The 15944-nt window shown below is 36.5% G+C and carries 12 protein-coding genes; all 12 read right to left on the bottom strand.

From position 1 onward, the window contains the following. Window positions 1-3: 3 nt before the first annotated feature. A complete protein-coding gene (gene mnmA, locus HMPREF1865_RS08025) occupies window positions 4-1065 on the bottom strand; it encodes a tRNA 2-thiouridine(34) synthase MnmA (protein ID WP_004695727.1) in 1062 nt (353 codons plus the stop codon). 198 nt (window positions 1066-1263) lie between these two features. Next, window positions 1264-2502 (bottom strand): methionine gamma-lyase family protein, encoded by a 1239-nt coding sequence (locus tag HMPREF1865_RS08020; protein WP_060919777.1) that lies wholly within the window; start codon window positions 2500-2502, stop codon window positions 1264-1266. Continuing rightward, window positions 2499-3428 (bottom strand): tRNA (adenosine(37)-N6)-dimethylallyltransferase MiaA, encoded by a 930-nt coding sequence (miaA, locus tag HMPREF1865_RS08015; RefSeq protein WP_060919776.1) that lies wholly within the window; start codon window positions 3426-3428, stop codon window positions 2499-2501. The genes HMPREF1865_RS08020 and miaA overlap by 4 nt, the downstream gene beginning before the upstream one ends. Then, a complete protein-coding gene (locus tag HMPREF1865_RS08010) occupies window positions 3425-4237 on the bottom strand; it encodes a class I SAM-dependent methyltransferase (RefSeq protein ID WP_024061694.1) in 813 nt (270 codons plus the stop codon). The genes miaA and HMPREF1865_RS08010 overlap by 4 nt, the downstream gene beginning before the upstream one ends. A gap of 1 nt (window position 4238) precedes the next feature. Next, window positions 4239-6284, bottom strand: a complete 2046-nt coding sequence (gene mutL / locus HMPREF1865_RS08005; protein ID WP_060919775.1) for a DNA mismatch repair endonuclease MutL — start codon at window positions 6282-6284, stop codon at window positions 4239-4241. Beyond that, window positions 6284-8917 carry a DNA mismatch repair protein MutS gene (mutS, locus tag HMPREF1865_RS08000; protein WP_060919774.1) on the bottom strand — a complete coding sequence of 878 codons (2634 nt, stop codon included), beginning with the start codon at window positions 8915-8917 and terminating at the stop codon, window positions 6284-6286. The genes mutL and mutS overlap by 1 nt, the downstream gene beginning before the upstream one ends. A 26-nt stretch (window positions 8918-8943) precedes the next feature. Then, window positions 8944-9744 carry a class I SAM-dependent methyltransferase gene (locus tag HMPREF1865_RS07995; protein ID WP_060919773.1) on the bottom strand — a complete coding sequence of 267 codons (801 nt, stop codon included), beginning with the start codon at window positions 9742-9744 and terminating at the stop codon, window positions 8944-8946. Between the two features lie 228 nt (window positions 9745-9972). Continuing rightward, window positions 9973-11286 (bottom strand): tRNA (N6-isopentenyl adenosine(37)-C2)-methylthiotransferase MiaB, encoded by a 1314-nt coding sequence (miaB, locus tag HMPREF1865_RS07990; RefSeq protein WP_060919772.1) that lies wholly within the window; start codon window positions 11284-11286, stop codon window positions 9973-9975. Window positions 11287-11294: 8 nt separating this feature from the next. After that, window positions 11295-12170, bottom strand: a complete 876-nt coding sequence (locus tag HMPREF1865_RS07985; RefSeq protein ID WP_004695710.1) for an Asp23/Gls24 family envelope stress response protein — start codon at window positions 12168-12170, stop codon at window positions 11295-11297. A gap of 15 nt (window positions 12171-12185) precedes the next feature. Then, window positions 12186-13013: a PHP domain-containing protein gene (locus HMPREF1865_RS07980; RefSeq protein WP_060919771.1), complete on the bottom strand. Its 828-nt coding sequence runs from the start codon at window positions 13011-13013 to the stop codon at window positions 12186-12188. A gap of 116 nt (window positions 13014-13129) precedes the next feature. Next, entirely contained in the window at window positions 13130-14848 is a 1719-nt protein-coding gene (locus tag HMPREF1865_RS07975) for a proline--tRNA ligase (RefSeq protein ID WP_060919770.1), read from the bottom strand. Beyond that, the gene (ispG, locus tag HMPREF1865_RS07970; protein ID WP_004695704.1) at window positions 14842-15927 is read right to left on the bottom strand and encodes a flavodoxin-dependent (E)-4-hydroxy-3-methylbut-2-enyl-diphosphate synthase; all 1086 of its coding nucleotides are present in this window, start codon (window positions 15925-15927) and stop codon (window positions 14842-14844) included. Before ispG ends, HMPREF1865_RS07975 begins: the two co-directional genes overlap by 7 nt. Between the last annotated feature and the right edge of the window lie 17 nt (window positions 15928-15944).

The following is a 15944-nucleotide window of genomic DNA, read 5'->3' as shown; positions in this document are numbered from 1 at the left end:
TTTCTAACATACGCGATCGATAACAGCACCTCCCAATAATTGAGTGCCATTATAAAAGGCTACAGACTGACCTGGGGTAATAGCCCGTTGTGGTTCTTCAAAAATAACCTCCATTGTATCGTCATCTAAAATACGTGCTGTGCAAGGAGAAGGGTTAGCTGCATAGCGAATTTTTCCTTCTGCCTTCAATTCCTTATGAATTGTATCATCTAAGAAGTTATAGAACTTACAAATCATACGATTTGTAAAGAGACGTTCATTAGGACCCACGATGACCTCATTACGATCCCCATTAAATCCAATAACATATAAAGGGTGTTTATAAGCAATACCAAGGCCTTTACGTTGACCAATCGTATAATTAAATAAGCCGTTGTGCTTACCTAATACCTCACCATCTTCGGTAACGATATTACCAGACTCTGGCTTACCCTTCATTTCTTCTACCACTAGCTTTTGATAATTCCCATGAGGCAAGAAACAAATATCTACGCTATCTGGTTTTTTAGCGACTGGCAAATCATATTCAGCAGCTAATTTACGTGTTTCAGTCTTACATTGACCACCTAATGGAAACATAAGATGACTCAAAATACGTTGGTTCATATTGTACATAACATAACTTTGGTCTTTTGTAGGATCAACACCTTTATGTAACTCATATAGACCTGTTTCTTCATTATAATTTACTTGTGCATAATGACCAGTTACCATATGTGTGGCACCTAATTCAAGAGCACGATTGAGCATCAAGTCAAACTTGATGTTCTTGTTACAAAATACACAAGGATTTGGCGTACGACCATAGGCATATTCTTTTACAAAGTAATCTACTACGTTTTCGTAGAATACATCACGAGCATCGATAACATGATGCTCGATACCAAGAAAATCACACATCTTCTTAGCATCAGTTACGGCAAGAGGCACCTCATCATAAGGCGTACCACTCACCCATAACCATAGGGTAATACCAAATACTTTATAGCCTTGTTTTAATAGCATTGCAGCAGTTAAAGAACTGTCTACGCCGCCACTCATAGCTACAGCGATAACTTTTTCCATACTTTCTCCTTTTAATGATCTCTTGATCATAAAACTAATCAGGGTGAAAGCCTGACGTGTAAAACACTAGTTCGGTGTAAAAGTCCGAGTAGTATTGCTATAAAATTATAGCAACTTATATTATAGCCTAGAAATAGGTATATTGAAAAGATTTGAAATAAAAAGAATCCCTTTCACAAAAGAAAGAGATTCTAAACATTATCTATGTTTTAATAGTTCTTCAGCAGCTCCTAAAATACCAAGCATGGAATGTTCAAACACTAGGCCACCCTGCATGAAAATTGTATATGGTGGACGTATAGGACCATCGGCACTGAGTTCAATAGAGGAACCTTGTACAAAGGTACCACCAGCCATGATGATTTTATCTTCGTACCCAGGCATATCCCCAGGAATAGGATGTACGTGAGCATCTACAGGAGAATAGGCTTGCATACCTACACAGAAATGCTCCATTTCTTCCCCATTTTTCAGATTAATGGCTTGAATCAAGTCATAGCGATCAGCATTTACCTTAGGGAATACATCATAGCCTAGTAACTCACCTACAGCAGCCGTATATACAGCACCTTTAAGAGCTTGTAATACTACGTGAGGTGCCATAAATAAACCTTGGAAGAACAAGCGATAACCAGGAGCATATGAACCCATATGATCACCAAGTCCAGGAGCTGTCAATTGATATGCTGCATCCTCTACAAGGTTTTCTCTACCAACAATATAACCACCAGTTGGTGCTAAACCGCCACCTGCATTTTTAATGAGAGAGCCAGCCATAATATCAGCACCAGCTTCTAATGGTTCTTGCAGCTCTGTAAATTCACCGTAACAATTATCTACGAAACAAATCGTTTTAGAATTTTTAGCTTTTACAGCATCAACAATAACCTTAATATCTGCAATAGATAAAGGTTCACGTGTGCTATAGCCTCGAGACCGTTGAATGACTACTACCCGCGTATTATCGTTAACAGCGTTAGCAATAGCTTCAACATCATAAGTATTATCTTTCAATGGTACCTCAGTATAGGTAAAGCCTTTTTCTACTAAAGAACCACGTACTTCACGAGCGGCACCGATAACAGATTGCATCGTATCATAAGGAGCCCCTACGGCATAGATAAACTCTGTCCCTTTAGAGCCATTTCCCATCAAAGAAATTAATGTAGTAGCTAACGCATGTGTACCAGAAACAAAATGAGGACGAACGATAGCCTTTTCACCTTTAAATACATAGGCAAATACTTCATCTAATTTCTCACGCCCTACGTCGTTATATCCATAACCAGTAGTACCAGTGAAATGATAATCAGATACTTGGCATTCCTTAAAGGCTTCTAATACTTTTTTTGTATTGGCCAATGCAATAGGTTCAAATTTCTTAAATTCTGGTTCAGCCATTTCTAGGGCTTTACTACGTATTTCTTCTAATGTCATGCTAATCCTTCTCTACGGATTAAATCCATAGCTTTATTAAATATAAAATCTTTAGATGTATTGCTATCAATATGTATCCATTCTATATATGGCATACGTTTATACCATGTAATTTGGCGCTTAGCAAAGTGACGTGTATTCTTCTTAATTAAGTCACGACACTCATCTAATGTTATATTGCCATTTATATAGTCTACAACCTCTTTATAGCCAATACCTTTAAAAGCTTGGCAATCTGGATTCACTCCAGATTTTATGAGTTGTTCCACCTCTTCAATTAAACCCACATCAAACATCATATCAACGCGTAAATTGATACGTTCATATAATTTATCACGATCTCTCATGAGACCGATGACAGGCCCTTTATAGGATACACCATCTTTTGTCTGATTTCGCAACGAATCTACATCACCATGATGCAATATCTCAATAGCTCGATACAAACGATGTTTGTCGCTATATTGTATCTCTATATTATGCTCTTTACCTAATGTGAAAGCATAGTCTCGTAAGCCTTCAATACCTTTTGTACTATAGAGCTCATCAAGTTCTGCTCGCAAATATTCGTCAGGTTTAACATCATTAAAGTTGTAGTTCTCCAATAATGATTGGACATACAGTCCTGTACCACCAGACAGAATAGGAAGAATATTTCTATCTTTTAATCTTGCAATTATTTCTTTAGCTTGATCTTGAAAAATAGATACCGAATATGAATCATTGGGTTCCAGTATATCGATGAGATGATGTTTCACCCGATTAAGTTCATCCACCGATGGTTTAGCGGTACCAATATTGAATTGTTTATAAACCTGGTAAGCATCACCAGAAATAACCTCAGCATGTAGCTGTTCTGCTAAGTCCAAGGTAAGATCTGTTTTGCCTACCGCAGTAGGTCCAACGATGGTTATTAAGGGATTCACAATAACTCCTTCATATATACTCCATAACCTATACGGCTATATTTCCCCCCCACCCATTGGTGAGGTGGATATTTCTGAAAGACAGAACTAAATGGTCGTTCTTTAATGATAACACCATAAGAGGCAACACGCATAGCTTCCTCCATAATTTTATCATCAATACGACTTTCCACAGTATGTCCACGAAGTGGTTTAAATTGAGGACTATCCTCTACAGGGACCTCAAACATAGGATCAAAATAAATAATATCTATACTTTCATCTGGTAGATTAGGTACATAGTTTTCAAAGGTATCATAACTTACCTCAATACGACGTAATGCGTCCGTCACACTTTTCACATTATGCGAATAATGAGCTAAACCATAAGATGTGGCAAGCCATATAGGTAAAGAACCTTCTAGACCTTTTATTTTAGCCTGAAGAAAAGCATAGCTTACGACGATACTGTCACTACCAAGACCAATTGTACAATCAAGAAACGAAAATTCTTCTTTATCAGTTATTTCATTAGTACTTAGTATTTTCTGAACAGCATTAATTAAATAATCTCCTTCTCCACGTTGCAAACGTAGTATACGTAATTGAGCCATGGATAAATGAAAGCTATGTTGCTGATTATCAGGAAAATGAATAGTTAAGCCATTACCAGAAAGAACAGCAATAAAATCACATGGATGAGCATTAAATAATGCTGGTATAGATAATTTTCCTCTTTTTATATAGGCCATATGCATAGAGGAAGCCAAAGCTTTGGCTTCCTCTTGAATGGCCTCATTAGATTTTTGAGCTGTAGTTAATATATTCATATTAAGACCGTAAGAATAATTTACCTAATTCATCAGGTGTAAATTTGATAATCGTAGGACGACCATGAGGACATACATATGGTTTTTCGGTACTAAATAAGTCCTCAATTAAGGTAGTCATTTGATACATATTTAAATTATGACCTGCCTTGATGGCCCCTCTACAAGATGCATAAGCTAACATTTCATGTCGTAATTGGGCCTTAGTAGGCTGTTGATGATCATGTAAGTAAGAGAATATATATTGCAGAATTTCAAATGCTTTTGACTCTACTAAATCTACTGGAGCCCCTACTAATTTTATCTTAGTAGGACCACCTAACTCTACATCAAATCCAAGATCAAGTAATGTTTCTCGTTCTTCCTCTACTAAATTCATTTCATCATCTGTGGCCTCACTATACTGAGGAACCAAAATAGATTGCATAGGAATCGATTCAGAAGACTTACACAACTTATCATAACGCACACGCTCATGTGCAGCATGTTGATCTATGATATATAGATCATCACCTTTTTTAGCTAATATATAACAAGATGCAACTTGACCCATTGGTAAAAAGCCCGAGTTTTGAATTGTACGATCTTCTATCTCTTCGTTACGAATATCGTGAGACAAGGATTTAAACTTCTCTACATCTTCCGAAGTATAACTAGTGTAAGCAGTAGGAACAGCTTCAAAACTTTTATCTACAAAAGAGGATTGTTCATAAGTAGCCTTAGGTGCAGGTGGTGTATACCCCTTTGTTTTAAGGTTTTCCACAAACTGCGAAGTTTCACCGCGCATGACTTCATAGCCTTTTGTACGGCGTCCACAAAAAACCTTATCATAATCTATAGCTGTTGCTATATGTTCAGCAGACTGCATTGAATCGTGTACAACAGTAGGTACTTGATAAGAATCATAAGTAGTATTACCAGCTAAGGATGTACTATTAGAACTAAACTTCTTAATATCACTATTACTATTACTAGCAATATCATTACCATATTTATCGGATATGTTAGCAACTGTACCAGTCATATAAGATGATGACTCTCGTTCGTATCTCTCATGGAGTGGATTATTTAAAGCATTTAAGATACCGTGATATACGGCTTTAAATATAATCTTATCATCTGAGAATTTAACTTCACTCTTGCGAGGATGTACGTTTATATCAACCATTCTCGCAGGCACAGTAATATTTAGTACCACTAAAGGATGACCATTTTTCGGCAATAGTGCATGGTATGCATTATCGATAGCCTTCATTATGGTTTTATCAGAAATCACGCGATTATTGACGATAATGGTCTGCCATATCCTTGTACTTTTAAGAAGTGTGGGCTTACTCACTACGCCATCGATATAGATAGAATCACTTTCATAAGCAACAGTAAAAATATCATCTTTGGTTTTATATCCATATAGCGCAGCTACAGTATCACTAATATCGCCATTTCCTGGTGTGATAATAGCTACCCGATCATCTATGATAAGCTTAAAAGAAATATGTGGATTACTTAGAGCTAATTTCCCTACAATATCTTGAATTTTAGAGGCTTCTGTACGCTCCGTTTTTAAGAATTTACGACGAGCCGGCGTATTATAAAATAAATCTTTAATTTCGATAGTTGTACCAGGTGCCGCACCATAAGGAATGCAATCGGTAAAAGTGCCGCCATCAACAGTAATACGAGTCCCCAAATCAGAGTCTGCTTTACGAGTAGTCAAAGAGAAATGAGATACAGAGGCAATACTAGCCAAAGCCTCCCCACGGAAGCCTAGGGACGCAATATCAAAGAGGTCCTCTACTTGTTGAATTTTAGAGGTTGCATGACGTAGAATCGCCAAACGAGCATCTTCCTCCGTCATACCGATACCATTATCAGTAATCCGCATATAGGCCACACCGCCTTCACCAATTTCAACCTCAATATTAGTGGCAGACGCATCAATAGAGTTTTCAATGAGCTCTTTAATAACTGATGCGGGACGTTCAACGACTTCACCGGCAGCTATCTTATTGATTGTCGTTTCATCCAATACGTGAATGGTTGCCATTATTTCCCGCCTCCTTTACGAGCCTCCTCTTGTAGTTCATATAATTTATTTAATGCTTCAATTGGAGTCATGCTCATTACATCGACTTCCAGTAAGCTATCTACTACGGAATGGCTAAATAAATTGCCTAGTGGAGAATCACTAACTTGCTTAACCGCTGGTTTTGCCACATTAGTAAGTTGAGCACCCATAACTCGATTATTTAAGTCACTTGCATCATGACTTTGATCTTCCAAGGATTCTAAAATCACTTCAGCTCGTTTTAATACAGAGTTAGGTAGGCCCGCCAGTCTGGCAACATGGATACCATAACTGCGATCTGCACCACCTTTAATGATACGACGCAAGAAAGCAACATCTTTCCCTTTTTCTTTAACTGCAACGGTATAATTTTTTAATTTACTATAGCTTTCTTCTAAGCAAATCAATTCATGGTAGTGCGTTGCAAATAAAGTCTTGCTATGAATATGCTTACAAATATGTTCCACTACGGCTTGTGCGATACTCAAACCATCAAAGGTACTCGTACCCCGACCAATTTCATCGAGAATAATTAAACTATTATGGGTAGCATTTTCTAAAATATACGCTACCTCTTTCATTTCTACCATGAACGTGCTTTGACCAGTAGAAATATCGTCGCTAGCACCGACACGTGTAAAAATACGATCCACAGGTGAGATAGATGCCTCACGAGCAGGGATAAAGGAACCAATCTGTGCCATAATCATTAAGATAGCCGCTTGACGCATGTAAGTAGATTTACCTGCCATATTAGGGCCTGTAATGAGTAAGAATTCCTCATCATCATGATTTAGAACGATATCATTTGGTACAAATACCTCTCGTTTTAAAAACTTTTCAATAACTGGATGACGACCATCACGAATATTGATTTGACCATTCATCACAATAGTTGGACAAATATAGTTTTCTTCGTATCCAACTAATGCTAATGAGCATAATACATCAAGGTCTGCAAGAGCACGAGCCGTTTCTTGCACATCTTTGATAACGAGTTTAATATCATTACGCAATTGTTGATATAGTTCGTGCTCTAAAGCGATGATTTTATCTTTTGCGCTGAGAATTTTAATTTCAAACTCTTTTAACTCAGGCGTAATATAGCGTTCAGCATTGGCCAGGGTTTGTTTTCGTATGAAATAGTCTGGTACTTGTTCTGATTTACTATGGGATACCTCGAAATAGTAGCCAAACACTTTATTATAACCAGTCTTAATTTTTGAAAGCCCTGTAGCTTCTTTAATATCCGCTTCCATCTTAGCAAGCCATTGCTCGCTATTAGTCGCTAAAGAACGTAGCTCATCTAAATCAGCATTAAATCCATCTTTAATAACACGACCGTCTTTTAATGTCAACGCTGGTTGCTCTGCAATAGCTCGACATAATAAGTCATAAATATCTTTATGATTTTGCATGCGCTCATTAATAGATGTTAAAGCTAGACTTGAACATGTACCTAATACATTCTTAATATCAGGTAGAACTGCTAATGACTCACGAAGAGCCGTTAAATCTCTGGGAGACACAGATCCGGTTTCAACACGACCAACGATGCGTTCAAAATCGTAAATACAATCTAAAAAGTTACGAATATGAGAACGTTCAGCACCGCGTGTAATAAGTTCTGAAACGGCTGCTTGACGACGTTGTATTTGATTTATATCAGTTAATGGACTTTCAAGCCATTGTTTTAAAAGGCGTGCCCCCATTGGTGTCAACGTACGATCTAGTACATCCAGTAAAGTACCTTTTTGCCCACCATCGCGTAAATTATGAGTAATTTCAAGGTGCCGCAAAGAAGATGTATCAAGAATAAGGCGATTACCTACACTTAATTGATGTACATAGTTGATATGAGAAATTTCAGATTTAATGATATCCTCTAAGTACAAAAGCATATAACCTAATGCTTCCCATACATCCTCTTCCATAAGGCCTAAATCACCGAAATGAGTTACAGCTTTTTCAGCTACTTCACGTTGTGTATAGTATGTAGAAAAAGGAGAAAATACGACATTACTAAATTGATTTTCAATAAAATCCTGAATATCTTGCGGTAATATCGTTCCTTCAGGCAATATGATTTCACTTGGTCTATACATGCTGAGTGCATCGTACATATCACTGCGTTTTTCACAATCAGTGATGCGGTGCCAAATAACTTCCCCTGTAGATACATCAGAAAACACAAGAATCCACGTATCTTTTACCATATAAAATAATGATAAAAAGTTATTTGACCTTGCATCGTTGCCATTTTCTGTCATCACTGTACCAGGAGTAACAACTTTAATGACATCGCGCTTAACAATGCCTTTAACTGCTTTAGGATCTTCTAGTTGTTCGCAGATAGCAACTTTATATCCTTTTTTTACAAGCGTTTCTATGTAGCTTTCAGCCGCATGAAAAGGAACGCCACACATCGGTGTGCGTTCCTCATCTCCTGTAGGACGACCTGTTAAGGTAATATTAAGTTCACGTGATGCGACTAAAGCATCCTCATTAAATAATTCATAAAAATCACCTAATCGAAAGAACAATAATTCTTCAGAGTATCTAGATTTAATATCTAAATACTGCTCCATCATAGGTGTTTGCTTTTTACTCATATTCACCTCATATATTATGAGTCATATCACAGATTCCGCTTATATTCATATATTCCCATACGATTATTAAACAAATATATAAACGGGTATAATAATTTATAAACAATAGGTGCTAAGGATAACATACTTCCTGTAAAATTAATCAGTCCAGTCTGTTTAAGCTTAGGATTCATAACTACAATTTCATGACCGTCCTTAGTTCCCCACTGAAAAGAAACATTCATTTTACTAAGCATATCATGTTGTTTAGTGCGTTTCGCCACATATGGAGAAATCATATCAAGATATAACGTAAATTCTTCAAACGAATCTGTCAGTAAACCTAAAAACTGCTTCATTTCATCCAGTGTAAGATACATAACTACACCTTCACTAACAAGCAATAGTTTTCGTCCATTTACCTCAATATTTTTAGTCCACAATTCATCAGTTATAGAACTCACTAAATTATGGACTCGTTCATGAGGCTCAAAAAAATGTGTACGTGCCTCAATCACTCCAGCAAAATCGATATTATACCAATCAATATAACCGTTGTCGACTCGATAAAACATAGTATCTAAACCGGCACCTAATGATACGACGATACAATCTGGATATAGAGATATAAACTTTCGTATCTCATCATCGATTACTTTTGCTCGTCCTAAAATTCCATAATAAGACATCTTAACATCTTTAAATTGATCAAAATCATAATCAATATGCTTTAAAATATCCCAGGATTTCTGATCCTTTAATACAGATTGATCTGACTCATAATCTTTCGCTCTTGCATATAGTGTCAATAATGCCGTTTCGCCTACAGCGTTTAAATCAAGTTTCATAGTTACACCTTCTTTGTAAAAATACAAAATGTAAATGGTGTTCATACCTATGAATATCTTCAATATACAACTTTTATATTATTCTATTATTATAACACATATAATTTCTAATCAGCATCTATGGTAAAAAAGAACATCGCCACCACATGTTTAGCAAACTAATTTTAGATAAAAAATCTAACCTTAGAGTTAACATAATAGTGACGAGTTCTTTTTGATTCTAATAGTTTATTTTACAATACTACCATAACAAACCCATGTTTGAGCTTTATCGATATGAGCTGGTACAGTTTGACCAATTGATAAGGAGTCATCCTTAGGGAATAAAACCATTTTATTACCAGATGTACGACCGAACCACATGTCTTCATCACGAGGACTTGGTCCCTCTACAATAATATCAAATACTTGTCCTTCCATAGGTTTATTTAATTCATAAGAGATTTCATTTTGTACATCCATCAATGTTTGTAAGCGAACGCGCTTAATCTCTTCTGGAATTTGATCATCCATAGTTGCTGCTGGCGTTCCGGAGCGCTTAGAGTAGATAAACGTATACGCCATGTCATAGCGCACATCTTTTAATAATTGTAATGTAGCTTGAAAATCTTCCTCAGTTTCTCCTGGGAAACCTACAATGATATCCGTAGTCACCACCACATCTTTTATTTTTTCACGGCAATAAGAAAGTAATTCTTTATAATGCTCTACCGTGTAATGACGATTCATTTTCTTTAAAATACGATTGGAACCAGATTGAATAGGTAAATGTAAATGCGTCACAATATTGGATGACCTACCAAGAGCATCAATCATAGACTTACTCATATCTTGAGGATGACTTGTCATATAGCGAATACGTTCTATACCAGGAATACCATCAAGAGCATCAACTAATGTACCAAAATCTGTACCATCTTTAAAATCTAGGCCATAAGAGTTTACATTTTGCCCCAATAAAGTGATCTCTTTAAATCCTTTAACCCCTAGGTCTGTAACCTCTTTAACAATGGCCTCTACAGGACGGCTAATCTCTCTACCACGTACATGGGGAACAATACAATAGGTGCAAAATTTATTACATCCATTCATAATAGGTACCCATGCATAAAAAGAGCCATTTGGTTTTGCCTCTAATTCAGGCAATACAGAGTTATCCATATCTACGCTGATTTGATGCGTATGTCCATGTTGTACTTCTTCAATCATCTCGTTAATATGTTGAATATTATGAGTACCCAATACAATATCAATATGAGGAGCTCGTTTAAACATTTCTGCTTGATTTTTTTGAGCCATACATCCTGTGACGGCGATAATCAAGTTTTTATTATTACGTTTTAGTCTTTTTAGCTCACCTATGCGCCCATAAACTTTAGTTTCTGCATTTTCACGCACTGCACAAGTATTTAGCAGAATTAAATCTGCAGTTTCAACATTCTCTGTTGGTATATACCCAACAGATTCAAGCTGATGCGATAATCGCTCAGAGTCGGCGGTATTCATTTGACAACCATAGGTGTAAATATAATAAGACTTCATTCTAACTCCTACACTTTAACAATCTTACGTTTTGTTTCAATAATATTCTTAACTTTAATGGACATGCGTTCAATAGACATGCCGGTAATATATTCAATTTCATTGCGAACAGATTTTTGTACCTGTTGCATCAACGGTTTAACAGGATATCCATGTTCAATAACTACAGCCATATCAACAACAAGACCGTTTTGACCTTTGTCGCTTTTTTTAAAAGAAATTATACTGGTCTCATCGACACCAGCTACTTTTTTTAACCCATTTCTAATCAATTTAATAATTACTTCATCGTCAAAAGTGAGTCGACCATAATAGCTAAAAGCAGGCCGTACAACAGAACGTTCAAATCCTTCAGAACCAATTTGACCTAAGGTATCTTGATCTTGTTTTTTCAAAGTCCTGCGGCGCCACATGGTTTTGATTGGATCAATCAAATACCCCCTAAAGTGTGGCTTTAATTCCATAGTCGGCACAGGAATTATATGTTTACCCTCTTTAAGACGTGCATGTTGTGCCTTTTCAATTTCCTTAGGTGTTGCAACATCTTCTATACGAATATATCGATCAGGTTCTTGTAAGCCTAAAGCTTTAGTAATCTTCTTAACCATATTATCAGAAGTGCCGATAATCATAAGCTTATTAGGTTTAATCTTATCTAATTGTTCTCGTACGGATTTAACTTGTACTTCGTCTTGAAAAATAGCACGACGAACAGCTTTTAAACGACTAGACTCTTTTTTTGCAGAAAAGCCAGCTACAATTTTATTATCATGAATCAAAATACCATCATCGATGATACATTCAATTTTATTTTCATGAGCAACTACGAGGGCACGATGACTTTTACCTGTGCCACTACTACCTACAAATGCAACGACTTCCATAGCCTACCTCGTCATTTATAACAAACTAATAAATTCTGATACATCCTTACCAGATACTAAGTAATCACCAAATCTATCAGGTTTCTTGCCTACAATACCATGGTAATCAGAACCACCAGTAATAAATAGCTTATGCTTTTTAGCGAATTCTTTATATCGCTCCACATCATCATCATTATGCTTTGAGTGATATACCTCCATACCATCAAAATCATAATTTAACATTTCCAACACATATTCATCACTGGTAACCAATTTAGGATGAGCCATAACAGCAAGTCCTCCAGCTTTATGTATAATATCAATAATATAAGGAACCTCTACTTTTACCTTAGGAACATAGCAAGGACTATCTTTTCGAAGAATACCTTTAAATACATCATTAATATCCTTGGCATAACCACCATCAATTAAAAGTTTACCAATATGTGGGCGACCATAAGCTTTAGTATCAGGAAATTGTTTAATGAGCTCTTCTTTTGTAATATAATATCCTTCATTGTTACAACGACGGATAATTTCATCGATACGTTCTTCACGTTTTCCTTTAAAAAACGTAATAAAATCGATTAAATCTTTATTATTTTCATCAAAACAATATCCTAAAATATGAATTGACTTATCTTTATAATCAGCACTAAATTCACAGCCATTTACGATTTTAATAGATTCATTAGGATCTAACTCTTTTTGAGCAGCACGCAATGCTTGAATGCCGTCTATTTCATCATGATCGGTTAAAGCCATCATAGATACATTACAGTCTATGGCATGTTGCAATAGATCTTTAGGTGTTTCAACACCATCTGAAAAGATGGAATGCATATGAAAATCTACAAGCATATAGCACCTCCATTCCAAATATTCTATCATTTAATTATGACTTATTTAATCTATTAATTCAAGTTTAGAAAGAAAAATTGCGACCCTAATGAACATTCACTAGAATCGCAATTCTATTATAAGTTTTGAAGCAATTCTGTTACTTTATCAGCTACAGAATCAATAGCACATGGAAGAGTTTCTCCAGACTTACGGATTTGAATTTCTACTTCGTTATTCTCAAGAGTATTTTTACTTACTGTAATGCGAAGTGGATAACCAATCAAATCAGCATCTTTGAACTTAACACCTGCACGATCTTTACGATCATCTAACAATACATCTACACCAGCATTTTGTAATGCAGTATAAATAGTTTGACTAGTAGACATTAATGCTTCGTCTTTTGCATTAATTGGAACAATAACTGCTTCAAATGGAGCGATAGAACGTGGCCAAATAATACCATTTTCATCGTGATATTGCTCAATAGCAGCAGCTAGTGTACGAGATACACCGATACCATAGCACCCCATAATCATTGGATTAGGACGACCATTTTGATCTAAGAATGTAGCTTGTAATGCTTCAGAATATTTTGTACCCAATTTAAATACTTGACCTACTTCAATGCCTTTAGCATGTTCTAAAGCACCACCACATTTAGGACACACATCGTCCTTCGTGATCAAACGAATTGGAGCAACAATAATGTCTTCTACATTAAAGTCCCGTTTTGGATTAATATTAACGTAGTGAGCATCTTTTTTATTAGCGCCACCACAAACATTGTAAGTTTCCATAACAGATTCATCAACAACAATAGCAAATTCTTCTGTTTGTTTTAAACCAATAGGACTGATGAAACCAGCTGTTAAACCTACTTTTTCTAATTCTTCAGGGGTAGCCATCTCAGGCTCTACAGCACCAAGAACGGCATGTTGTACAGCAACTTCATTTACTTCATGGTCACCACGAACAATGGCTAATACCACTTTACCATCAATAGAAAATACTACCGCTTTGATAGTTTTATGTAATGGTAAATTTAACATGTCTGCCACAGCTTCAATAGAACTTGCATTTGGTGTATCCACAACAGATAACTCATGAAGAACTTCTTCGTCTTGCTTCATGATACCAGGCTTGCCGATTTCAATGTTAGCTGCATAATCACACTTAGTACAATATACGATATCAGCTTCACCAGCTTCGGCAATGGCCATGAACTCATGCGTACCACTACCACCTATTGCACCACTATCAGCCTCTACTGGGCGGAATGTAAGACCACAACGTGTAAAAATACGTGTATATGCATCGTACATAGATTTATAGGACTCATCTAAACCGGCTTCATCTACATCAAAAGAATAAGCATCTTTCATAATGAATTCTCGGCTACGCATCAAGCCATAACGTGGACGACGCTCATCACGGAATTTACTTTGAATTTGATATAAGTTAACTGGTAATTGACGATATGAGTTAATCTCATTTTTAACGAGGGTTGTAATCATCTCTTCATGTGTTGGTCCTAGACAGAATTCATTATCATGACGATCATTGATACGCATCATTTCTGCGCCATATGCGTTCCAACGGCCAGACTCTTTCCAAATTTCTGCAGGCTGTAAAATTGGCATCATAATTTCTTGAGCACTAGCACAATCCATTTCTTCACGTACAATGGCTTCAATCTTTTTGATACTTCTCCAACCCAATGGTAAAAAACTATATAAACCATTTGCAGTTTTACGCATAAAACCAGCGCGAAGCATAAGCTGTTGGCTTACTACATCAGCGTCAGATGGAACCTCACGCAATGTAGGTGCATATAATTTAGTGGCTAACATAAAGACTCCTCATCTAAATTTTCTAAATATTGGTCAATTTCTCTAAACAATGTATCTACTAATTCGGCTTCTGGTACAGTCTTAATAACTTTCCCTTTACGGAAAATAATACCTTGACCATCACCACCAGCAATACCAAAGTCGGCCTCACGCGCTTCCCCTGGACCATTTACAACACACCCCATAACGGCAACCTTAATAGGCGCTTTTATGGATGCTAGACGTTCTTCTACAATACCAGCCATATCAAATAAATTTACTTGGCAACGGCCACATGTAGGACAAGATATCATAGTGGCCCCAAAATTTCTTAATCCTAAACTACTTAAAATACTTCTACCTACTTCAATTTCGTGAATTGGATCTCCAGTTAAGGATACCCGTAATGTATCACCAATGCCATCGAGCAATAATGCACCAATCCCCATAGCAGATTTAATAGTGCCTTGTTTAATAGTACCAGCTTCTGTTACACCTAAATGTAACGGATAAGGAATCTTATCAGATAACTTACGATATGCTTCCACCATTAGAGGTACTTCCGTTGCTTTAATAGATAATTTCATTTGACGATAATCGAGTTTTTCTAAAATTCTTACGTGTTCTAAAGCTGTTTCAACCATACCATCCGCTGTAGGATGTCCTCCATGAGCATCGAGAATATGCTTTGGTAAAGAGCCTGCATTAACACCAATGCGAATTGGGATTTGTTTAGGTTTTGCCTTTTCAATAACGGCTAAAACCTTATCTTCACCACCAATATTTCCTGGATTAATGCGCAATCCATCAACATTATTTTCAATAGCTTCTAAAGCTAATCTATAATCAAAGTGAATATCGGCGATCAAGGGAATTGAAATGCCCGCTCTAACAGCCTTTAAAGCCTTTGCAGATGCCATTGTAGGAACGGCGACACGAACCAGTTCACAACCAGCCTCTGCTAAATGATTAATTTCTGCAATTGCCTTCTCTGTATGTACTGGATCCGTAGTAATCATAGATTGAATACTTACCGGTGCATAATCGCCGATTTTAACTGTACCTACATAGATACCATTTGTTGGTTTACGTACAATCATTGTAATCTCCCATCTGT

Origin of the sequence: Veillonella parvula, assembly GCF_001553335.1 — a bacterium.
GTDB classification, from domain to species: domain Bacteria; phylum Bacillota; class Negativicutes; order Veillonellales; family Veillonellaceae; genus Veillonella; species Veillonella parvula_S.
Note: the sequence above shows the minus strand (reverse complement) of the source record. Positions and strands in the feature narration are given on the sequence as shown.